Genomic DNA, 22,840 nt, shown 5'->3' on the forward strand with positions numbered 1-22,840 from the left:
AAAAGGAGATGTAAAACATTTTTAAAATTAATATGCTGATTTAATGCTTTTTACGTTTGTTTTACAATTGTTTTACAAAAAGAATCGGCAGTTTTATGTACTTTTAATTCGTTGAACAAAGTAGAATTATCCTTTTTTTAGAATTTAATCACGATGCAGTTAGCTTATTTTCAGAAAGAACTAAAATTAAAAGAAACGTTTGCCATTGCGTATGGAAGTTATGATAAGCGCGATGCTTTGATGGTTCAGTTGAGTCATGCAGGGAAAAAAGGTTATGGTGAGTGCGTAGCAATCAACTATTATGGAATTAATTTAGCCGAATTTGAGGTGAAATTAGAGCAAATTAGAAGCAAGATTGAATCGCATAAAATTTCGTATCCGACAGATTTTTATGATTTTTTAGTTTCACTGAATATTCCCGCATTCCTTCTTTCGGCTTTGGATTGCGCCTATTGGGATTTATTTGGAAAATTGGAGAATAAAAATTTTGCTGAATTAAATAAATTAGATAATTCTAAAATTGCAGAAAGTTCGTACACGATTTCTATAGCGCCTATAGAAGAGCAGCTTAAGAAAATGGAAAAGAGCGATTGGTCTCGCTTTAAGGTCAAATGCAATCACTTAGATAAAAAAGATTTTGAAGTTTTGGCTAATTTTCATCGCCCCATTGCTTTAGACTCTAATGCGAGTTTGAAGGATGAAGATTGTATTTGGATTCAAGAAAACCCTTTGGCTGAGAAGTTTTTATATTTAGAACAACCTTTAGCTGTTGGGAAATATCATCCTCTGAAGAATCGGGGTTATGCCAATTGGATGGCTGATGAAGATGTTCAGAATATCACGTATTTGGAAACATTGAGACCGCATTATTCGAGTGTCAATATTAAATTAATGAAGTGCGGGGGACTAACTCCAGCCTTGGAACTCATTAAAAAATCGAAATTTCTTGGTTATAAAGTGATGTTGGGATGTATGACAGAATCGTCCGTTGGGATCTCGGCTGGCTGTGCATTAGGTGGCTTGCTTGATTTTGCCGATTTGGATGGCGCCAATTTAATCTCCAACGATTACGCCAAAGGAAGTTATGTCGATCGTGGAAAAATTATCTTATCCGATAAACCTGGATTAGGAATCGAATTAGTATAAACATAAAAAACACCGTTTTCGACGGTGTTTTTTATTTATTGCTTCTTAACGGAAACGATATAGTCATAGACCATTTGGTGTTGTTCTTCGTTGAGTTTTGCTTTTGGTGCCATCGAATTCATAATTCCGACCCATTGTACAGACGAAAAAGAGGTTGGAACAGGCAAATCGTGGCATTTTTTACACGAGTTTTCAAATATAACTTTTCCTTGGGCTAATTTTTCCGCTTTTAATGCTTCTTCTTGCGCAATCGGTTTCTTCGTACACGAAACCAAACCTAAAACTCCAAAAGCTGATGCTAACAGTATTTTTTTCATATAAATATCTTTTCTTTCAAATTTAATAATTAATTTTAAACAATTGCAGTCTAGAGATTATGAAGTTTTCTATTGATGAGTTGGTTGCTGGTGTTCGTTCTGGTGATAAAAGGCTTTTAGGTAAGGCAATTACCTTGGTTGAAAGCAAAAAAGAAGAACATCGCACTCAAGCCGAATTGGTTCTGAAAGAAGTAATGCCTTTCACCGGAAATTCTGTTCGGATAGGTATTACAGGAGTTCCAGGAGCGGGGAAGTCAACATTTATAGAAAGTTTCGGTCAACTAGCAATTCAACAAGGAAAAAAAGTAGCGGTTCTCGCTATTGATCCTAGTTCGGCCCTCAACAAAGGTTCAATTCTTGGTGATAAAACAAGAATGGAGGAGCTTGCCAAAGAAGAGAATGCCTTTATTCGACCTTCGCCAAGTTCTGGTTTTTTGGGAGGAATAGCCAATACAACTTTTGAAACGATGCTCATTTGCGAAGCAGCAGGATATGATTATATTTTGATAGAAACCGTTGGTGTTGGGCAAAGTGAAGTTTTAGTTGCTGATATTTCAGATGTTTTTCTTTTTTTGAAAATTATTGGTGGTGGAGATGAACTTCAAGGAATCAAACGCGGCGTAATGGAAATGGTCGATCTTATTTTTATCAATAAAGTAAATCAAGACAATCTTTCTAAAGCTAAATCTACCAAACAAGAATTGCTTCGCGCGCTGCATTTTATGCCCGAAAAGGAAAAAGGGTGGAATGTTCCAGTTTTGTTAGGTTCGGCTTTGCAACACGAAGGTTTGGATTCTGTTTATGATAAAATTTCCGATTTTGTTGAGTTGAAGAAGAAATCAGGTCGATTTGATGAGGTTCGAAAGGAACAAGCTAAAAAACGATATGAATATTGGGTTCGCGAATTGATTTTGGAAAAAGCATCAAAACACGCCAAGGATGGCTTGTACGACGTGCATAAAAAAAATGCTTCCGAACTTTTGGCAAATCCCAGTTCAGAAGCAAAATTATTTGTAGATCAACTATTGTCTTAGTTTTTCACTTCATTTTTCATAATATACCCATCGTAAGAAATAGGTTGTTTGTCGTTAGATTCCACAGAAACGTACGCTTTTCCATTCTGGAAAATTTCCATTATCATTTTGCGAACTGTGTTTTGATCGTTAAATGAAATATTCAAGACCGTACTTCCTTTTTTGCCTTGGGATTTTTTAATATAAAAGTCTTTAGAATCAAAATCAAATCCTGTTTTTCTAGGATCAATTGGCGCTGTATAAGCTCGTCCGAAATAAGGAAGGTTTACGGAGACTTCATCTTTCTTGAAGACAATTGTATATCCATAATCCAAATTCATCACACGATTGGCAAAACCACCAGGAATAGAATTCATAATGGTATTGGCAGAAGTATCAAGCGGATTGGCACGTTGCGCCATAAAAGTGAATTCATTTTGCTCAATAACTTGCGTAAGTGTCGTTTTATCTAAGTAACTTTGAGTAGTACCACACGATTGTAGAAATAGCAATCCAAGTACAGCTGAGGTCAGTATTAGTAACTTTTTCATTGTTTTGAAATTATATTTTTTAAAATTAATCAAAAATTATGCAACCTTGAATTAATTTGTTGGAATAATAATTGTAAACGTTCAACTATTAAATTATAAAGCTATGAAAATAACATCCATTTTTAGTGTAGGCGCAGCTTCCTTGATGCTGATGGCTTGTACCACTAACCCTATTACGGGGAGAAAATCAGTTCAAATTGGTTCTTTGAATTCTCAAATTCAAGCTTCGGCAGTTCAGCAATATAAAGAGACTTTGGCTTCGAGCAAAGTTATCTCTGGAACAACTGCCGCTAATCAGATTAAAACAGTAGGTAACAATATTAAAAACGCAGCAAACAAGTACTATACAAGTATTGGTAGGGCGGGTAGTTTAGAAGGCTATTCTTGGGAGTTTAATTTACTTCAGTCCGATCAAGTGAATGCTTGGTGTATGCCCGGTGGAAAAGTTGCGGTTTATTCGGGGATTCTTCCAGTGACTAAAGATGCTAATGGAATGGCGGTTGTAATGGGACACGAGATTTCTCACGCTTTGGCAGGACATGGAAACGAAAGAATTTCACAAGCAGTTATCGCTCAGTATGGTGGACAAATTTTAGGTGGAGCTTTATCTTCATCGCAATGGTCTAATATCTTCCAACAGGCATATCCATTGGGAGCACAAGCGGTTTTATTAAAATATGGTCGATCGCAAGAATTGGAAGCAGATGAAATGGGATTGTATCTCATGTCAATGGCAGGTTACGACCCAAGAACGGCGGCGCCTTTCTGGGAAAGAATGGAGTCAATTTCTTCAGGGAACAGACCACCAGAATTCCTTTCAACGCACCCGAGCCCTGAAAACCGAAGAGCCGATATCAACAAACATTTACCTCGAGCTTTAGAATATTACAAAGCTGCAGGAGGAAAAATTTAATAGAATTTTAGTTTTCAACCAATTCCATTTCAAATTTTAGTATTTTTGAAATGGAATTTTAATTTTCAAAACTATGAGAAGCTTAACTCTTATTGGATTAATATTATTAGGATTATCAGCCATTTTATTCTATTTTATTCCAAATTTTTCGGTGGTAAAACTATTTGAACCCACAACTTTAATGGGAATTTTAGCCGGAATTGGGATTGGATTAATTATGGGTGGTATGGTAGGCTACGTTTCTAAAGGAAATGCGGTAAAACAAGCGCAACGTAAAAAAGAGTATTCCCAATTGCAAAAAGAAAAAGTGGAATTGGAAAAGCAAGCTGCCGAATTGGCGAAGCAACAAGCTCTAGAAAATAAAAATCCTCAGGTTTAACTGAGGATTTTTTATTTTAAATTTCGAATTCTTTTAGAACTGATATCCAAGACCAACGATGAATAATCCTTGTCTGTTGTCGTATCTAATTGTTTCGTTTTTATCAGCAAGTTGGCTAATGTACTCTCTTTGATCTTTACTGAAAGCACCTTCGTAACGAGCATTGATAAGTAGCTTTTTAATTTGTGCTTGTGCACCAAACTGATAACCTACTGTAAAGTTATTTTTTACATTTTCTTTGAATTCGTTGTAGGTATTTTCTTTGCTTAAATTGTAGCTAGCAACGGGACCAACATAAACTCCTAATGTTTTACCCAAAAGGTTGTATCCTAAAAGCACAGGAAGGTCAACACGGTTACTTTTCGCTTCGATAGTAACACCATTAACATCCGTTTCATTTTTGAAAGTTGTGTAATATAATTCCGGCATTACGAAAAATGCTGTTGGTGTATCAATTTTTACTGATAAACCTACGTTGAAACCTGTATTGTTTTTTCCTTTTTCGTCGATAGCGGTGTTTGCTGCATTTTTAATGTCTTTCCAAGATGCAGAACTTGAAGGGAAAAGTAAATTGGCTTTTCCAGCAACTGAAATTTGGGCTGATGCTAATCCTGAAATACAGATGCACGCCGCGTAAAATAATTTAGTCATTACTGTTTGGTTTAGTTATGATATTTTCAATAGATGTTTTGTTGTTTTCCATCAAGTATTCTCTTAATTCTTTAAACAACTCTGATGAATAAACGAAATCAATCAGGTTTTTATTGCCTGCCGTGATTAAGATATCTTTGTCGCCTTCCCATTCTTTAATTCCTTTTCTTAGATAGACAATCTTTTCACCAATCGTCATCACAGAATTCATATCGTGGGTGTTGATAATCGTTGTTGTGTTGTATTCCTTCGTGATCTCCAATAAAAGGTCATCAATAATATTTGATGTATATGGGTCTAATCCAGAATTTGGTTCGTCGCAGAAAAGATATTTAGGATTGTTTACAATCGCTCTAGCAATCGCAACCCTTTTTTGCATTCCCCCAGAAATTTCCGATGGATACTTTTTACTCGCATTATCTAGGTGTACACGTCCCATTACTTCGATAGCACGTCGTTTTTTCTCACGAAAAGTTAAATTCGTAAACATGTCAAGAGGAAACGTAATATTTTCTTCAACCGTTAAGGAATCGAAAAGTGCACTTCCTTGGAATACGGTTCCGATTTCTGCACGTAAACTTTGTTTTTCGTGTTGAGACATATTCATCACATCTCGACCATCAAACATAATGCTACCACTTGTAGGCTCATAAACGTTCAAAAGAGATTTTAGGAAAACCGTTTTACCCGAACCACTCTGGCCAATGATGAGGTTTACTTTTCCTGTATCAAATGTGGTGCTGATGCCTTTTAGAATCTCAACGCCATCAAAACTCTTCTTTAAATCTTTTACTTCAATCATTAGCTTAGAATCATTTGAGTTAATAGTAATTCAGAAATAATGATGAAAACCATTGTCCAAACAACCGCTTGTGTACTTGCTCGTCCCACTTCCAACGAACCACCTTGAACGTTATATCCAAAATACGAAGGAACCGTCGCGATTATAAACGCAAAAACGGCTGTTTTAATAAATGCATAATAGAAGAAAAGGTTCGGCATGTACATTTGGATTCCCGTTGTAAATTCAGCAGTCGTCCAATTTCCTGTAATCATTCCGGCAGCGTAACCTCCCAAAATACCAACAACCATACTGATGGCAATCAAAATTGGGTTAAAAATGATACACGCTAAAATTTTTGGAAGAACCAAGAAATTTGCCGAGTTTACTCCCATAATGTCTAGTGCATCAATCTGTTCGGAAACACGCATGGTTCCTATACTTGATGCAATATACGATCCTACTTTTCCAGCCAAAACTAAGCTGATAATTGTAGGTGAAAATTCTAAAACCAATACCGCTTTACTCGCATACCCCACAAACGAGGTTGGAATAGGGAAAGAAGAAGCGTTAAAGTTATTATACATTTGTATTGCGACAACCGCACCAACGAAAATGGATGTGAAAACGACAAGTCCAAAAGAGTTGATTCCCAAGTCGTTAACCTCCCGCATGAATCCTTTCCAGAATACGGAATTTTTTTGGGGAGCCTTCAAACTTTTCCCAACCAAAATCAGGTATTCTCCAAAGGCGTTCAAAAACTTCTTAATCATGCTGCTAAGGTAAGATATTTTGAGAAATTATTGTGCGTTTTTGTCACCAGTAATTAGTAAGGCGATGGTTTTCAGGATAATGACCATATCCAAGCTAAAGCTCCAGTTTTTCACGTAATACGAATCGGCGATAATACGTTTTCGCATCTGAAGATTCATGTCGCCCTTATCACCACGAAGTCCGTTTACTTGTGCTAATCCCGTGATTCCAGGCTTTACTAAGCTTCTAATGGCGTATTTTCCGATTTTAGGCTTATAATAATTGTCCACCAAAATCATGTGCGGTCGCGGACCAACAACAGACATATTTCCTACTAAAACATTGATGAATTGCGGCAACTCATCCAAACTTGAAATGCGTAGTAATTTCCCAATTTTTGTAATTCTGTAATCGTTTTCAGCCGTTGTTTTCTTGGTTGAATGCTCATTTTCGACCATAGTTCGAAACTTCAAACAAGTAAAAACATCTTCATGATAACCATGCCGTTTTTGTTTAAAGAAAATAGACCCCTTACTATCTAACTTGATGAGCAGAGCAATAATAGGAAATAACCAAGAGCAAATTCCTGCGAGAATAATCACCGAAAAAAGAATGTCAAAAGTTCTCTTGATAATGTCATTGGTATAGTAATCAAGCGGAAATTTCGCCGTGGTGAGGATCGGAACTAATTCTGCATATGAAAGTTCATACGAATAGAATTCCGGTTGATTCATCTTTGGAACAATCGAAATCGCTATTTTATGATTCAGAGCTTCTTTAAATAAATCCGATTCTTCTTGCTTTGATAAGTGGTGGTTGGACGGTAAAAAAACGGTATGAATTCCTTTTTCTTTCCAAAATTCTGTTAAGTGCTCTAAATTAAATCCCGAATTTGAATATTCAAACAATTTAAAACCGTAATCCTTTCTATTTTGAAAGGTTTCCTTCAAAATTTCCATATTGGAATTCAGCTCCAAAAACATGATATTTCGATGATTTGCGCCGGTTGATCGTAAGATTTTTAACGCAAAAAATATAGTGGATTTAATGAAAAATAGGCTTACAAAGAGCGTTAACCCTAGTTTGAATAAATCTGTGTTTAGAATTTGGTTGTGCGAAATTTTCGCTAATAAAATGACTCCAATAACAAAGGTAATAATGTGCGTAATAAGCCTTTCAAGATAGGATACATACGTGAAACTTCGAGGGATGGAGTATAATTTCGTTCTACCACTGAGAATCACCCAAAAAAACAAAAGGAAAACAAGGATTAAAACGGAATCTTCACTTACATAAACCTGTTTAACATTCTTATCACTGAAATAAAGTGCTAATAGAAAGCAAAATGCAACAACTACAATATCTATCGAAATGATCATCGATTTGAGATATCTGGAATATCGTAGTTGTTGCATGGAAAATTAGTTTGACCTTAAAGTTACGGAATGTTCAGATATTTATGCGTCTGAACAGACGACCTCCATCTTGGGTTGTTCATGATGAAGGATGTAATTTTAGGATAGATTTGATCTCGCTTGCCCCATTCGCTTTGCAGGAACAATTCGCATGATTCTGAAACTTTTGCGGCTTGTTCTTCGGCAAATTCTAAATCATGATTATTAAAAACAATGACTTTGAGTTCATTTGCCTTTTGATAAAATTCTTCTTTCGGAAGTCCGGTCTTCTTTGGTGAAAGCGTAATCCAATCTAAATGTCCACTCAATGGATAAGCCCCCGATGTTTCTACATGAATAGTACAGCCTAACTCTTTCAACTTTGAAGTTAAGATTTCAAGATTCCACATCATCGGTTCACCACCCGTTAAAACGACTGTTTTGCAATGCTTTGCCGCCATTTCAGCTACTTCAACAGCATCCATAACTGGGTGAATGTTGGCATCCCAACTTTCTTTAACATCACACCAATGGCAACCGACATCACATCCGCCTAAACGAATGAAATAGGCTGCTTTTCCTGTGTGAAATCCTTCTCCCTGAATAGTATAAAAATGCTCCATGACTGGGAGCATTTTTCCTTCATTTAATAGTATGTCTTGTTCTTCTTTAGTCATTATAAACAGATGTTTTGTAAGCAAGTAATGTGTTTTTCATTAGCATTGCTCTTGTCATTGGACCTACACCGCCCGGAACTGGAGTGATCCAAGCTGCTTTAGGTTCGCAACTTTCAAAATCAACATCACCAGCAAGATGGTAGCCTTTTTCGGTATCGTCATCAACACGTGTAATTCCTACGTCGATAATAACAGCACCTTGTTTAATCATATCGCCTTTTAAGAAATGAGGATCACCTAAAGCGGTGATTACAATATCTGCATTTCTTGTAAACTCCTCTACATGCGGCGTGTATGAATGCGTCAATGTTACAGTTGCATTTCCAGGGAAATCTTTTCTTCCCATCAAGATGCTCATTGGTTTTCCTACGATTCTTGAACGACCAATAATCACACAATGTTTTCCTTTGGTCTCAATATTATAGCGATCAAGCAACGTTAAAATTCCAAATGGTGTCGCTGGAATGAATGTGTCCATTTCCAAAGCCATTTTCCCGAAATTCGTAGGGTGAAAACCGTCTACATCTTTTCTAGGATCAATTGCGTTGATGATTTTTTCTTGATCAATTTGATTAGGCAACGGAAGTTGAACGATAAAACCATCCACTGCTTTTGATTTGTTAAGCTCATCAATTTTTTCTAAAAGTTCAGCTTCAGAAACAGTACTTGGAAACTTGATTAATGACGATTCGAAACCGACTTCGGCACAATCTTTCACTTTAGAGTTAACGTAGGCTTTGCTCGCTCCGTTGTTTCCTACAAGAATGGCAGCCAAATGCGGCGCTCTTCTTTTGGAGTCTAAAATTTTCTGAACTTCTACTTTAATTTCGGATTTTATTTGCTTAGAAAGCGCTAATCCATCTAAAATTTGAGCCATGATCTTGGTATTTCTTTTTACTTTTATTTCGATGCAAAATTACAAAATATAATTCTGAACCTTCTTTTAAAGACACGTCAATTTAGGAACGATTCTTTTTATAATAATTAATCAAACCGTTGGTTGAACTATCATGATCCGAAATAGTTTCACTATTTTTTAGTTCTTTAAGGATATTTCCAGCCAAAACTTTTCCTAATTCCACTCCAAATTGGTCAAAACTGAAAATGTTCCAGATAACTCCTTGAACAAAGATTTTATGTTCGTAGGCAGCGATTAATTGACCTAAAGTAAATGGCGTTAATTCCTTAATTAAAATAGAATTGGTCGGCGTATTTCCTGCGAAAACTTTGTGATTAAGCAATTGCTCAATCTTCTCCTCAGAAGCGCCTGATTTTTCTAAATCTTCTAAAGCTTCTTCTTCCGTTTTTCCAAAAGCCATGGCTTCCGTTTGTGCAAAAAAGTTAGCCAAAAGCTTATCTTGATGATCCGAAACTTGATTGTTGGATTCTACAAAAGCGATAAAATCGGACGGAATTAATTCCGTTCCTTGGTGGATTAGTTGATAAAAAGCGTGCTGCCCGTTGGTTCCTGGTTCACCCCAAATAATTGGTCCCGTTTCATATTCAACAAATTCGCCGTTACGATCCACCGATTTACCATTACTTTCCATATCGCCTTGTTGAAGATATGCCGCAAAACGATCTAAATACTGTGAGTAGGGTAGAATTGCATACGAAGTTGCCCCGTAAAAATTACGGTACCAAATTCCCAGCAAGCCCATTAAAACAGGAACGTTTTCCTGAAAATCAGCAGTTTGAAAATGGGTGTCTGTTTCGTACGCGCCTTTTAATAAAGATTCAAAATTATCGTAACCAACCGCCAAAACGATGCTCAAACCAATCGCGCTCCATAATGAGTAACGACCACCAACCCAATCCCAGAATTCGAAGATGTTTTCTTCTGCAATTCCGAAATCTTTTACAGATTTTACGTTGGTAGAAAGCGCTACAAAATGTTTTGAAACATCTTCTTGGCTTCCTTTTTTCAAGAACCAATCTTTTGCAGATTCTGCATTAGTCATGGTTTCTTGCGTTGTGAATGTTTTTGAAGCAACGATAAATAATGTTGTTTCAGGGTTTAAATTTTTTACCACTTCGGCAATGTGATTCCCATCAACATTGGAAACGAAATGAACGTTTAGTCTTGTTTTAAAATGCTTCAAAGCGGAAACCACCATTACCGGCCCCAAATCGGAACCACCGATACCTATATTTACAACATCCGTGATTTCTTTTCCTGTAAAACCTTTGTGCTTTCCAGAAATTACGGATTCTGAAAAGGCCTTCATGTGCTCTAAAACCGCTTTGATTTTAGGTTTGATGTTTTCGCCATCCACAATAATTTCCTTATCCGAAAAATCACGAAGTGCTGTATGAAGAACGGCTCTTCCTTCGGTTTCGTTAATTACATCACCCGAAAACATTTTTTGGATTGCGTCTTTTAATTGGCATTCTTCCGCCAAATTCAACAAAAGTTGCTTGGTGTTTTTATCCGTTAAATTTTTAGAATAATCGAACAAATAATCCGGTCTTTCAACATGAAATTCAGCAAAACGATTAGGATTATATTCGAATAAAGTTCTTAAATCAAAATCATTTTGTTCGAAGTGATCTTGAAGCGCTTTCCAGCTTTGGGTATGTAAAGGATTTATTTTTGCTAGCATATCGTTATTTTTCGATTGCAAAATTACAAAATTGAAGTTTAGGACTTGGTTTTTATTCGCACGAATCGGTATTAAATCCTATTTACATTTTTCAAAAGCAAAAACCTTCCCCGAAAGGAAGGTTGCATAATCACTATATGGTCTATATAGAGTCCTATATTAGGACGGATTTCCGACTTGCGCTCTTTTTCTCTTGCGTAAAAAATACACCACAACACCTCCGATTAATAAGAAAGGCCAGATTTTCATGAGTCCAATAATGAACAACTGAATGAAATGGAAGCCTTCTACAAACGAGTTTTTCATGTCGTAAAAGAAGTTGATTTTGTATTGATTATCCATGTTTTTGGTGTTAACAACAGGGATTTGTGCAACTTTCAAAGACGGTTCTTCCAAATTGATTTTTACGGTAGAGTATTTGATTTGATCTGTTCTTTCCATGCTGTACAATGCTTGCATGTTTTTATCCGAATCATTTTCGTTGCTTAAATTCACCTTATCCTTTCCATTTTTCAAGTTTTGGATGTTTCCTGAGTTGTTTTTAACACGTTGTTGTTCCAATTCAGCATATTTGATCGCTGCGGTAACGTCTTCGGCATTGATAACTCTCGCGTTAAGAAATAATTTTTGATCATTAATTTTTTGCAAAAGAACACCAAGATTTTCCGTAGGGACACGAACTTCCATGTTGTTTTCCGATTTGTATTTTTTGATCATTACAGCTTCGGTATCCGATGTGTTATAGGTGTTTTGCTCAACAATATTGGATGTTAAATTACTGTGTGTTACAAAACCACGAAGCTCCTGAACGGCACCTTCGATTTTAATGGTCGCATCGTAAACGTCTTTAACTTCCATATCGACGTCTGCAGTTTTTACGAATTTTTTGTCTTTCACCGTCATCGTCGCTGCGGTAGAAATACTGTCGGAAACCATTGCTGCGTCTGCGGATACCGCTTCAGATGAAGATTCTGTCGTGGAAACTCCTTCGTGTTTAGAACAAGCTGTTAATGTAATTGCTACCAATGCTAAACTTCCTAATTTTCTGTACGTTGCTTTCATAATGCTATTTCTTTGGATTTGTTTTACCAAAGGTCATACAGAATCGAAAAGAAGCTTTGTATTTTGATTTTCTAATGCTTGTAAATGAATTAAGCTTTTGTAAGTGTCAGAAAATCAATTTTTTGTAAAATAGAATTGGGTTTTGAAAAAGTTAATCTTTTTCTTCGAGTGTGATTGTTTTGGTGATTTTGTATTTCTTTTTAGGTCTTTTGCTCTTCGTTTCACCTAAAAGCATTCCCCAAGGTTCCAAACCTTCCACATGTTCGAAAATAATTTTTAAAATCGCAAGAAACGGAATGCTGAGGAACATTCCTGCTATTCCCCACAAAGATTCGCCTACCAATAAAGCGATGAAGGTAAATAACGCATTGATTTTAACTTTGGAACCAACCACCAACGGTAAAACAATATTCGCATCAATTGCATGAATCCCGATATAGCCTAAAGCTAAAAACAACAAATGGCTGCTTCCGCCCGTTGCAAATGCAATAATCGATACTAAAACCCAACTCGTGATGATTCCAACATAAGGAATGACGTTGAGAATACCCGTAAGCATCGCAAGAAGTATTGCATATTTTACATCCATAAAGGTTAATAAAATGGCGGTAAGTATGCTTACAATGATGATTTGTATGATTAATCCAAGGATATATTGCTTAATAACACGTTCTACATCTGTCGCGATTTCACGAACTTTTACTCGGTATTTTACATGAAACGATGTAGAAATGAATTGATATAAAGTTCGTCTGTAATTCAAAATAAAGATGAAAAACAACATCGTAAAACCAAAAAATGCACTCGTTGAAGCGAGCATTCCAAACGTAACACCTAAAATAAGTCCTGTGGCGTTTACTAATTTTTCTAAACCTTGATTAAGATAATCCATTTGTTTGGCAACATTCAAATCAAACGTATGCGAAACCCATGACTGCAATTGCTCTAATGTGGAACTTACTTGTTTCTGGACTTGCGGAAAATCATTGATGAAACCACTTAGTTGACCAACAAAGAAATAGCCAATACCAAATAGAAAAGCTGTAAATAATAAGAACGAAAAAATGGTTGAAATACTTCTAGAGAATCGAAAATGCTTTTCTAAAAAATTCGAAAGCGGAACGAAAAGTAACGCCAATAAAAATGCAAAAAACAAGGGCGCAAGAATCACTTTCCCGATTTTCACCAAAAAACCGAAAATTAAGATACTAATAAGTACTAAGGTCGTTTTTACGAGGAAAGGAAGTTTAATTTCTTGCATTGTGTTTTTTATGGTGGTATAAAAGTACAGGATTTTCTTATTAGAATAAAAAAATCCTCTCAAAAAAAGAGAGGATTGTATTTAGTTTTCCAGTGCGATTTTAATGACTTCAGCCATACGGTTTACGTAATGCACTTTCAAATTCTTCAAATAATTCGGATTAATTTCTTCAACATCCTTTTTATTGGCTTCACAAAGAATGACTTCTTTAATTCCAGCACGAGTTGCGGCAAGAAGCTTTTCTTTAATTCCGCCTACAGGAAGCACTTTTCCACGTAAAGTAATTTCGCCCGTCATCGCAAGATGAGGTTTCACTTTCTTGTTTTTAAAACTAGAAACCATGGAAGTTAGCATCGCAATACCTGCGGAAGGTCCGTCTTTTGGTGTTGCTCCTTCTGGAACGTGAACGTGAATATTGTTGTTTTCGATTTCTTCTTGAGAAATTCCTAAATCGGCATGTTTTGCTTTAATATATTCCAATGCAATGGTTGCGGATTCCTTCATCACATTTCCAAGGTTTCCGGTCATCGTAAGACTTCCTTTTCCTTTCGAAATAATACTTTCGATAAACAAAATATCTCCACCAACACTTGTCCACGCAAGTCCAGTCACAACACCGGGAACATTAGTAATTTCTGAAATGTTTTTTGGACGTGGAACGCCTAAGATTTCATCAATTTTTGCAATGGATATTTTAGGGTCGTATTCCTTCTCCATAGCGGTTTGCAAAGCAACCCAACGAGCGATGGACGCAATGCGTTTCTCTAAAGTACGTACACCACTTTCCGACGTGTGCGCTTCGATAATATGTTTAAGTTCTGGATTTCCAAGCTTAAAAGATTTTGATTCTAAACCATTTTCTTCCAATTGTTTTTGGATGAGGTGACGTTTTGCAATTTCAATTTTTTCTTCCAGCGTATATCCTGCAAGTTGAATGATTTCCATACGATCCAAAAGTGGCGATTGAATAGTAGAAAGCGTATTAGCTGTTGCAATAAACAAGACTTTAGACAAATCATAACCCATTTCAAGATAATTATCGTAGAACGATTTGTTCTGTTCTGGATCTAGAACTTCAAGCATTGCTGAACTTGGATCACCATGAAGACCTTGTCCAATTTTGTCTATTTCGTCTAAAACAATCACAGGATTCGATGTTCCTGACTTTTTAATGCTTTGCAAGATTCGCCCTGCCATCGCCCCAATATAGGTTTTTCGATGACCACGAATTTCACTTTCGTCATGCAGTCCGCCTAAAGAAAGTCGAACGTACTTTCTGCCCAAAGCATCGGCGATGGATTTCCCTAACGAGGTTTTTCCAACTCCTGGAGGTCCAACTAATAAAAGAATAGGCGATTTCATATTGTTTTTAAGTTTCAAAACAGCCATGTGTTCTAAAATCCGTTTTTTAATATCTTCTAATCCAAAATGCGCTTTGTCAAGCGTTTTTTGCGCTTTGTTAAGATCAAAAATATCTTTGGTAAATGTCTCCCACGGCAAATCTGTAAAGAAATCCATGTAATTACGCTGAACGTTGTAGTCTGGCGAATTTGGATTGTGTCGTTGAAGTCTTTTTAATTCTTTTTGAAAATGTTCTTCAATTTCTGGACTCCATTTTTTCGACTTTCCTTTTACTAAAAGTTCTTCGACATCCGAATCTGGGCCGCCACCCAATTCTTCTTGAATGGTTCGGATTTGTTGATTCAAATAGTATTCGCGCTGACTTTTATCAAGTTCGCGATTTGTTTTTTGATGAATTTGATTGCGAAGCTCCAGTTTTCTAAAATCCTCCAAAAGAAGCATATAGCATTTTTCCGCACGCTTAATCAGGCTTTTTTCTTCCAACAGAAGTTGTTTGTCAACAGAAGGGAAATTAGCGTTTGCGCAAATGAAATTCAGCAAATCGTCTCCTTTTGTAAGGTTGTTGATGGCGAAATTTGCCGCATTTGGAATGTTAGGATTCAGCTGAATAATTTTCAAAGCCAAATCTTTAATGTTCTCCAAAAGCGCTTCGTACTCTTCTTTTTTACGTGATGCCGAATCTTTTAATTTGGTGATTTCTGCACGGAAATACGGTTTGGTTTCTACAAATTTTGAAATTTTAAAACGATGCATTCCGCGTGTGATTGCGGTTGTGTTTCCGTCTGGAAGTTTAATGATTTTCAGGACTTTAACAACGGTTCCGATATCAAATAAATCATTTGCTTCTGGATTTTCTATTCCTGCGTTTTTCTGGCTGACGATTCCTACATATTCACCTTCCCTCTGTGCATCTTCCAAAAGAAGTTTGCTTTGTTCACGACCAGCGGTAATTGGTGTGATAACATTCGGGAACATCACCATATTTCGTACAGGAAGTATTGGGAAAACGGCTTGTTCTTCACCGTCTTTTTTCAAATCAGTTTCAGAGAGATCAATTTCACTGGCTACAAACCCGAAATTATCATCCAAAATGTCTTCAAAATTAAAATCTTCAAAATCTATCATATAATCTACTGACAAGATGTCATTTTTTTACATTGTGAAAAGAATACACACTGCCTTTTTCCTTTAGAACTAGGCATTGCTAAAACTGTCGTCTAATCTCCCAATTCTTATGCCATCGAAAATTTTGGGACAAAATTTCATGTGAAAACGAATACCCTTTGTGTAATTTCTTCTAAAGCCGATGCGAGTCTATAAAAAAACATCCTATTTATTTTCTAATATCTTTAAAATGTGTATTTTCGCAGACTGATAAAAAATACATTCTATAAATGGCAATTTTAGGAGAAATTAGAAAAAGACCAATTCTTTTGATGGGGATTATCGCCCTTGCGTTACTCGCTTTCTTGGTAAATCCGGATACGATTGACAAGCTTTTTGGAAAAAATCCAGATATTTTGGGTAAAGTAAATGGCGAAAAAGTAACTCGTGAAGAATTTAACGACCAGTTATTTGTATTGCAACAACAAGCACAACAGCAAGGACAACCAATTAATGGGTTGGAGGAGCAGGCTTGGCAAATGACCGTTCAAAGTAAATTGATCAAGCAAGAGTTTGATAAATTGGGATTGGATTTAAACGAGGATATGTTCTGGAATCAAGTTCAGTACGATCCGATGTTTGCTCAAAATCCAGGTCTTTTTGATGAAAAAGGAAATTTTAAGGTAAACGATCTTAAAAAAGAAATCGAAACGTGGAAAACGACAAATCTGGAAGCTTATAATAATTGGGTGAAAGTTCGTAAATCGATTGAATACCGAATCATGGCGAGACAACTTTTTGCAAACATTTCTCCTGGAGTTACAGTGAGCAAAAAAGAAGCGGAAACGATGATGAAGTTCAGAGATCAATTGGCGAATGTTGATTTTGTAAAAGTTGATTACGTAAGTTTCCTTGGTAAAAATCCTATTAAAGTTACAACGCAAGATCTAGCGGACTATATTAAGAGATTTCCTAAGAGATTCAAATCTCAACCTTCAAGAAATTTAGGTGTGGTTTATTTCGCAGCAAACGCAAGTCCTGCGGATGATGCTAAAGCTAAAGCTGAAATAGAGAACTTACTCAATGTAGGTAGCGAATCTTCAGGAGGAGCAGAAAACTTTAGAAATACAACGAATGACTCGATGTTCGTATCGTTAAATTCTGAAGCTCAGTTCGATCCAAGATATCATCCATTAAATCAATTGCCACAAGCATTACAGTCTCAAATTGCAGGTGCATCAGTTGGACAGATTTTTGGTCCATATAAAGAACAAGATGTTTATGTTGTATCTAAATTAGTTGGCAAAAAGCCCTCAGACTCAACATTAGCAAGACATATTTTGATTTCATACAAAGGAAATGAAGCTTCAGGTGGAGCTACAAGAACTCAAGAACAAGCTAAAAAATTGGCAGATTCTGTTGGAGCGGTTATCAAAGCAAATCCTGCGAAATTTGCAGAGTTTGTAAACCTTTCTTCAGACACAAATTCTGCGGCTCAAGGTGGAGCTTTAGGTTGGTCAGTTTCTTCTCAACCTCAATTTGTTCCAGCTTTCCAAGCGTTTGTAGATCAGTCTCCAAAAGGAGCAACAGGTGTTGTTGAAACGCAATTCGGGTATCATATTATCAACATTCAAGATAAAAAAGCAGGTAGCCAAACGTATAAATTAGCTAATTTAGTTAAGCGTGTAAAACCTTCTGAAACAACAGAAAATGAAGTTGATAAAAACTCAAGAAGATTCATCCAACAAGTTCAAGGGAAATCTTTCAATGAGTTCACTAATTTAGCTAAGAAAAGCAATTATCAGTATTCTAACCCGAAAGCAGCAAAGCGTTTTGATGGTAGAATCGAAGGTTTAGGAACTGAGAAAGATGAAGAAATCCTTGCTTGGGCCTTTGATAAGAAGCGTGAAAAAGGAGATACGGAGTTGTTTTCAATTGATGGAACAGGCGGTAAAATCGTTGTTCATTTAAATGGAAAATACGATCAAGAACTTGCTGATCCTGAAAGTGTACGTGGCCAAATCGAACCTATCGTGATCAACGAAATGGCAGCGAAGAAGATTATGGATAAGATTAATTCTGGGAAATTAACTTCTTTAGATGCTGTCGCAAAAGCTTTTGGAACGGCGAAGCAAAATGCACAAGTAAACATGCTAAACCCAATGGTTGGTGGAGCAATGGAGCCTAAAGTTGCTGGTGCAGCTTTTGGAGTTGCTAAAGGGAAACTTTCAAATCCGGTTGAAGGAATGACAGGTGTTTATGTAGTGGTTAAAAACTCAGAAACGATCAACAAACAACCAGGAGATGCTAAGCAAATTGCACAAGCCTTAACACAACAAAACGGACAAATGTTCGGACAGATGTTGATGAAGAGCTTGCAAGATAATGCTGACATCGAAGATTACAGAACAGAGGTTTGGGACAAAGTAAAACAACAACAGTAATTACGTCTCAAAAGCATAAATAAGAAAAGCGGCAACTTAATTGCCGCTTTTCTTTTGTTATACGAGTATTTGGAAAAATTAAAAATTAAATTGTAGTATATTTGTCACTTCAAAAAGTAACATTGTGAAATTTTCAAAAGAAATAAAAGCTGGGCTTATTGCCATTTTCTCAATTATTGGTTTTGTATTGTTGTATCAGTTTATGAAAGGGAAAAACGTATTCTCTTCGGACAATATTTACTACGCCAGATTTGATAATGTTGAAGGTTTAGAGCCTTCAAGCCCTGTATCCATCAACGGTCTGAAAGTAGGGCAGGTTGATAAAATCATTCCGTTTATCGGGAAAGACAGTCGAGTGAGTTTTGTGGTTCAAGTTCATGTGGACGATCAGTATCAGTTTTCCAAACAATCAACTTTAGAAGTTTTTGAGCCTGGTTTAATGTCCGGGAAGCAAATGCGTGTGAATTTGGTTTACGGGACACCATTTGCAAAAGATGGAGATACCTTGAAGTCAGGATCTGAACTTTCGATGCTGAATAGTCTTTCGTCTCAAGTTGGCCCCGTAAAAGATCAGTTGCAAAGTGTATTGAAACGAGTAGATTCGTTGACGAATAATGCAAACAAGCTTTTAGACGATCAAAACAGAGCCGAAATCAAAAGTTTATTAGCAAGTTTGAACAGAACGGTTGCTTCTTTTGAAGGAACGTCGAGACAAACCAATGCATTATTAAGTAATAATGACCCTCGTTTGCAGAAAGTTTTAGAAAACGCAAATTTAGCTACTGTAAGTGCTAAAAACGCGATTGACAAATACGGAAATGTTGCCGATCAAGTTGATGTTCAAAAATTGAATAACACGATTGATAAATTAGCAACAACCTCGGACCAATTGAATAATGTTATTGCTGGAATACAAAAAGGCGACGGTAGTCTTGGAAAATTGGTAAAAGATGAAGAACTTTACAATAACCTAACGAAAACGTCAGATAACCTAAATAAACTTGTAGAAGACATGAAGGCTAATCCTAAGCGCTACATTAACTTCTCTGTTTTTGGTAAGAATAACAAAGATTAAAAAGAGCCTTTATGCAATACATTGATAATATTTTATTTCTTGTTTTGTTTGTTGCGGGTGTCGGGTTTTTCATCAAAAGCCTGATGATCATTTACCGTAACATTATGCTTGGTAAAGCCATCAATCGTTCCGACAATAAATCCGAACGTTGGAAAGTCATGAGCGAAGTTGCTCTTGGCCAAAGCAAAATGACCAAACGTCCCGTTGCAGGAATTTTACACATCTTTGTGTACGTTGGTTTTGTTATTATCAATGTTGAGCTTTTAGAGATTTTTGTCGATGGTGTTTTCGGAACCCATCGTTTCTTGGCTTCCGTTTTAGGGAATACATTGTATTCGGCGTTTACAGCAACTTTGGAGGTGTTAGCACTTTTGGTTTTAATTGCGGTAATCATTTTCTATTTAAGAAGAAATTTAGTTCATCTCAAGCGTCTTAACATGAAGGAGCTTTTCGGTTGGCCGAAAAGAGATGCCAATTGGATTTTGGTTATCGAGTCTTTATTGATGTTGGCATTTTTCAACATGAACTCTTCAGATCTTATTTTGCAAACTCGCGGAGTTTATGAAGCACATGGGTATTTTCCAATTAGTCAAGCTATTTTTGCTCCGTTTTTAGAGTGGTTTAACCTTTCTAACGGATTCTTGGTTTTAGTTGAAAGAGGGGCATGGTGGTTCCATTTTGTAGGAGTTTTGTTCTTTATGAACTACTTATATTATTCAAAACATTTACACATTTTATTAGCTTTCCCAAATACATGGTATTCTAAATTAACACCAAAAGGAGAGTTGAATAACTTGGATTCAGTAACGAAGGAAATCAAATTAATGATGGATCCAAATGCTGATCCATACGCAGCTCCAGCAGAAGGAGAAACTCCAGCTGCACCTGAAAAATTCGGGGCAAGCGATATATTTGATCTGGATCGTGTTCAACTTTTAAATGCATATACGTGTACCGAATGTGGTCGATGTACATCGGTTTGTCCAGCAAATTTAACAGGGAAGCAACTTTCGCCTCGTAAAATTATGATGGATACGAGAGATCGTCTCGAAGCGGTATCTAAAAATATTGACAAAAACGGTTCTTTTGTAGATGATGGGAAGAAGTTATTAGACGATCATATTACAAGAGAGGAGTTGAGAGCTTGTACAACGTGTAATGCGTGTGTAGAAGCGTGTCCGGTTCTTATTGATCCACTTTCTATTATTATCGATTTAAGACGTTTTATGATTATGGAAGAGTCATCTGCTCCTGCCGAGTGGAATATGATGATGACCAATATCGAAAACAATGGTGCGCCTTGGCAATATAACCAAGCCGACCGATTAAATTGGGCTAACGATTAATTCTAAACCTATGAAAAATTGGCTATCAACCTTGTTTTTCTTGTTCTTCGTAAGCTTTACGTTTGCGCAGTCTCAACAAGAAACCAAAGATAAAATCCTTGCGGATAATAAAAGCATACTAGATGCGATGGATGCTAAAAATTACGATGCAATTTTAGATTTAACACATCCTGCATTATATAAATTAGTGGATCGCGAAATGCTGAAAGGCGCTTTCAAACAAATTTTTGAAGGTAATGATGAACTTAAAATTGAGATTTTAAAAAGTCCAAATGCACAGTTTACGGTTTCAGACATTATGAAAACCAAGGATAATGCTTCGGAATATGCTTTCGTAACGTATCCGATCTCGATGAAAATGACGTATTTGAAAAACTCGTTCGAGCCCAATCAATACGCGACGATGGAAGATATTTTCAAGCAACAAGGGATGAATGCGAAGTTTCTTTCTAAAAACGAAATGGAAGTAAGCAAGCTTTCGCTTTCGATTGCAGTGAAAGATGCGAGTACAAACAACCAATGGAAGTATGTGAACTATGAGCCTAATAATATGATGTTTGCTTCGATTATTCCAGAAGAAATCATGAACAAGGCAAAAGAATATAATACTCAATTAGAAAGCAAAAAATAGGCAATGCAAATAAAAACAATGGCAGAATATGCTGCCGAAGGCAAATCACCAGAAGTTCTTTTTTGGGTTGGTTGCGCAGGAAGTTTTGATGATAGAGCGAAGAAGATTACGCGTGCATTTTGCAAGATTTTAGATAAAATTGGCGTTTCATTTGCGGTTTTAGGCCAAGAAGAATCGTGTACAGGGGATCCAGCAAAAAGAGCAGGAAACGAATTTGTGTTTCAAATGATGGCGATGACCAACATTGAAATCTTAAACGCATACGAAATTAAAAAAATCGTTACCGCTTGTCCACATTGCTTCAATACCTTAAAAAATGAATATCCTTCACTTGGCGGATCTTACGAAGTGATGCACCATACACAGTTTTTGAAACAACTTATGAAAGAAGGGCGTTTGAAAATTGAAGGCGGTAAATTCGATGGTAAGAAAATCACGTTCCACGATCCGTGTTATTTAGGTCGTGCAAATGACGAATACGAAGCTCCAAGAGAATTACTTTCGAAATTAGACGCCGAATTGGTTGAAATGAAGCGTTGCAAAACAAACGGTTTATGTTGTGGTGCAGGTGGCGCTCAGATGTTTAAAGAGCCTGAAAAAGGGAAAGTTGACATCAATGTAGAGCGTACTGAAGAAGCTTTAGCAGAAAAGCCAAACATTATAGCAACAGGATGTCCTTTCTGTAACACGATGATTACCGATGGTGTGAAGCATTTTAATAAAGAAGGTGAAGTTGCGGTTAAAGACATCGCCGAACTTTTAGCAGAAGCAGAAGATTTGTAACTTTGTAGCAAATCCTTAAAAATGAGAATTGAAGAATCCAATATAGTAGAAACCAACGATTACCGAGTAATTATTTACCCGGCGTCAAGACCATTTTCACCAATCGAGTCCAAGAAAATTTCGGAGACTTTGTATGATTTTTTAGCCACTTGGGTAGCACACGGAAAGCCGTTGTCGTCTTCGTTTAAGATTGAAAAAAATCAGTTTGTGGTGATTTGTGTTGATGAAGAAAAAGAAGCCGCTTCAGGATGTTCTATAGATGCTTTGGGACAAGTAATGCGCAAACTGGATGCTGAATTTAATTTTGGCTTTTTCGATCGTATGAAAGCGAGTTTTGTGGAAAACGATGAAGTGAAAACAATGAAATTGCAAGATTTTAGATCTGCGTTGAAAGACGGTTCTTTGTCGCATGATATCGAAGTTTTTGACTTTTCTAAAAACACGTATGTTAATTTCCTTTCCGATTTCTTACTTCCCTTAAAGCGAAGTTGGGCCGGAGTTTATGTAGATTAACAACTCAAACCAAATACAAAACCCTTTTAGATTTTTCTGAAAGGGTTTTTCTTTTAAAATACTTACATTTGAGCGTTGGAA

At 36.5% G+C, this 22,840-nt stretch carries 22 protein-coding genes; 10 read left to right on the top strand and 12 right to left on the bottom strand.

All coding sequences use genetic code 11. From position 1 onward, the window contains the following. The first annotated feature begins 153 nt into the window (after positions 1-153). The gene (locus AC5XHR_RS08805; RefSeq protein WP_495950404.1) at positions 154-1,146 is read left to right on the top strand and encodes an enolase C-terminal domain-like protein; all 993 of its coding nucleotides are present in this window, start codon (positions 154-156) and stop codon (positions 1,144-1,146) included. A gap of 35 nt (positions 1,147-1,181) precedes the next feature. On the opposite strand, the gene AC5XHR_RS08810 is transcribed toward AC5XHR_RS08805, so the two are convergent. After that, positions 1,182-1,463 carry a cytochrome C gene (locus AC5XHR_RS08810; RefSeq protein ID WP_495950405.1) on the bottom strand — a complete coding sequence of 94 codons (282 nt, stop codon included), beginning with the start codon at positions 1,461-1,463 and terminating at the stop codon, positions 1,182-1,184. Positions 1,464-1,522: 59 nt separating this feature from the next. Here AC5XHR_RS08810 and meaB point away from each other — a divergent pair, with 59 nt between their 5' ends. Next, the gene (meaB, locus tag AC5XHR_RS08815) at positions 1,523-2,497 is read left to right on the top strand and encodes a methylmalonyl Co-A mutase-associated GTPase MeaB (RefSeq protein ID WP_495950406.1); all 975 of its coding nucleotides are present in this window, start codon (positions 1,523-1,525) and stop codon (positions 2,495-2,497) included. On the opposite strand, the gene AC5XHR_RS08820 is transcribed toward meaB, so the two are convergent. Further along, positions 2,494-3,027 (bottom strand): DUF4251 domain-containing protein, encoded by a 534-nt coding sequence (locus AC5XHR_RS08820; RefSeq protein WP_495950407.1) that lies wholly within the window; start codon positions 3,025-3,027, stop codon positions 2,494-2,496. The genes meaB and AC5XHR_RS08820 overlap by 4 nt on opposite strands. Before the next feature lie 103 nt (positions 3,028-3,130). Between AC5XHR_RS08820 and AC5XHR_RS08825 the strand changes: the two genes are divergently transcribed. Continuing rightward, positions 3,131-3,940, top strand: coding sequence for a M48 family metallopeptidase (locus AC5XHR_RS08825; RefSeq protein ID WP_495950408.1), 810 nt, complete (start codon positions 3,131-3,133; stop codon positions 3,938-3,940). A gap of 73 nt (positions 3,941-4,013) precedes the next feature. Next, positions 4,014-4,319 (top strand): hypothetical protein, encoded by a 306-nt coding sequence (locus AC5XHR_RS08830; protein WP_495950409.1) that lies wholly within the window; start codon positions 4,014-4,016, stop codon positions 4,317-4,319. A 33-nt stretch (positions 4,320-4,352) separates the two neighbouring features. Here AC5XHR_RS08830 and AC5XHR_RS08835 read toward each other — a convergent pair whose 3' ends face one another. The 10 genes from AC5XHR_RS08835 to lon all read right to left on the bottom strand — a co-directional run bounded on the left by AC5XHR_RS08835 (position 4,353) and on the right by lon (position 15,988). After that, a complete protein-coding gene (locus AC5XHR_RS08835; RefSeq protein ID WP_495950410.1) occupies positions 4,353-4,970 on the bottom strand; it encodes an outer membrane beta-barrel protein in 618 nt (205 codons plus the stop codon). Further along, a complete protein-coding gene (locus tag AC5XHR_RS08840) occupies positions 4,963-5,772 on the bottom strand; it encodes an ABC transporter ATP-binding protein (RefSeq protein ID WP_495950411.1) in 810 nt (269 codons plus the stop codon). The genes AC5XHR_RS08835 and AC5XHR_RS08840 overlap by 8 nt, the downstream gene beginning before the upstream one ends. Then, on the bottom strand, positions 5,772-6,524 hold the full coding sequence (locus AC5XHR_RS08845) for an MlaE family ABC transporter permease (RefSeq protein ID WP_495950412.1): 753 nt from the start codon (positions 6,522-6,524) through the stop codon (positions 5,772-5,774). The genes AC5XHR_RS08840 and AC5XHR_RS08845 overlap by 1 nt, the downstream gene beginning before the upstream one ends. 27 nt (positions 6,525-6,551) lie before the next feature. After that, a complete protein-coding gene (locus tag AC5XHR_RS08850) occupies positions 6,552-7,919 on the bottom strand; it encodes an exopolysaccharide biosynthesis polyprenyl glycosylphosphotransferase (protein ID WP_495950413.1) in 1,368 nt (455 codons plus the stop codon). A 23-nt stretch (positions 7,920-7,942) separates the two neighbouring features. Next, a complete protein-coding gene (locus tag AC5XHR_RS08855) occupies positions 7,943-8,575 on the bottom strand; it encodes a 7-carboxy-7-deazaguanine synthase QueE (protein WP_495950414.1) in 633 nt (210 codons plus the stop codon). After that, positions 8,568-9,452 carry a bifunctional 5,10-methylenetetrahydrofolate dehydrogenase/5,10-methenyltetrahydrofolate cyclohydrolase gene (locus AC5XHR_RS08860; protein WP_495950415.1) on the bottom strand — a complete coding sequence of 295 codons (885 nt, stop codon included), beginning with the start codon at positions 9,450-9,452 and terminating at the stop codon, positions 8,568-8,570. Before AC5XHR_RS08860 ends, AC5XHR_RS08855 begins: the two co-directional genes overlap by 8 nt. A gap of 82 nt (positions 9,453-9,534) precedes the next feature. Further along, positions 9,535-11,178, bottom strand: a complete 1,644-nt coding sequence (gene pgi, locus AC5XHR_RS08865; RefSeq protein WP_495950416.1) for a glucose-6-phosphate isomerase — start codon at positions 11,176-11,178, stop codon at positions 9,535-9,537. A 159-nt stretch (positions 11,179-11,337) separates the two neighbouring features. Continuing rightward, positions 11,338-12,240 (bottom strand): DUF4349 domain-containing protein, encoded by a 903-nt coding sequence (locus tag AC5XHR_RS08870; protein ID WP_495950417.1) that lies wholly within the window; start codon positions 12,238-12,240, stop codon positions 11,338-11,340. A 151-nt stretch (positions 12,241-12,391) separates the two neighbouring features. Further along, a complete protein-coding gene (locus AC5XHR_RS08875; RefSeq protein ID WP_495950418.1) occupies positions 12,392-13,501 on the bottom strand; it encodes an AI-2E family transporter in 1,110 nt (369 codons plus the stop codon). 81 nt (positions 13,502-13,582) lie between these two features. Beyond that, positions 13,583-15,988: an endopeptidase La gene (gene lon, locus AC5XHR_RS08880; RefSeq protein WP_495950504.1), complete on the bottom strand. Its 2,406-nt coding sequence runs from the start codon at positions 15,986-15,988 to the stop codon at positions 13,583-13,585. A 269-nt stretch (positions 15,989-16,257) separates the two neighbouring features. Between lon and AC5XHR_RS08885 the strand changes: the two genes are divergently transcribed. The 6 genes from AC5XHR_RS08885 to AC5XHR_RS08910 all read left to right on the top strand — a co-directional run bounded on the left by AC5XHR_RS08885 (position 16,258) and on the right by AC5XHR_RS08910 (position 22,759). Continuing rightward, entirely contained in the window at positions 16,258-18,411 is a 2,154-nt protein-coding gene (locus AC5XHR_RS08885) for a peptidylprolyl isomerase (RefSeq protein ID WP_495950419.1), read from the top strand. A 124-nt stretch (positions 18,412-18,535) separates the two neighbouring features. Then, positions 18,536-19,486, top strand: a complete 951-nt coding sequence (locus AC5XHR_RS08890) for an MlaD family protein (protein ID WP_495950420.1) — start codon at positions 18,536-18,538, stop codon at positions 19,484-19,486. An 11-nt stretch (positions 19,487-19,497) separates the two neighbouring features. Further along, positions 19,498-20,832 carry a 4Fe-4S dicluster domain-containing protein gene (locus AC5XHR_RS08895; protein WP_495950421.1) on the top strand — a complete coding sequence of 445 codons (1,335 nt, stop codon included), beginning with the start codon at positions 19,498-19,500 and terminating at the stop codon, positions 20,830-20,832. A gap of 10 nt (positions 20,833-20,842) precedes the next feature. Continuing rightward, positions 20,843-21,463: a hypothetical protein gene (locus tag AC5XHR_RS08900; RefSeq protein ID WP_495950422.1), complete on the top strand. Its 621-nt coding sequence runs from the start codon at positions 20,843-20,845 to the stop codon at positions 21,461-21,463. 3 nt (positions 21,464-21,466) lie between these two features. Then, positions 21,467-22,246: a (Fe-S)-binding protein gene (locus tag AC5XHR_RS08905; protein WP_495950423.1), complete on the top strand. Its 780-nt coding sequence runs from the start codon at positions 21,467-21,469 to the stop codon at positions 22,244-22,246. Between the two features lie 21 nt (positions 22,247-22,267). Next, positions 22,268-22,759: a hypothetical protein gene (locus AC5XHR_RS08910; protein ID WP_495950424.1), complete on the top strand. Its 492-nt coding sequence runs from the start codon at positions 22,268-22,270 to the stop codon at positions 22,757-22,759. The last annotated feature ends 81 nt before the right edge of the window (positions 22,760-22,840 follow it).

It is taken from the genome of Kaistella sp. CFF1-2 (assembly GCF_059509915.1).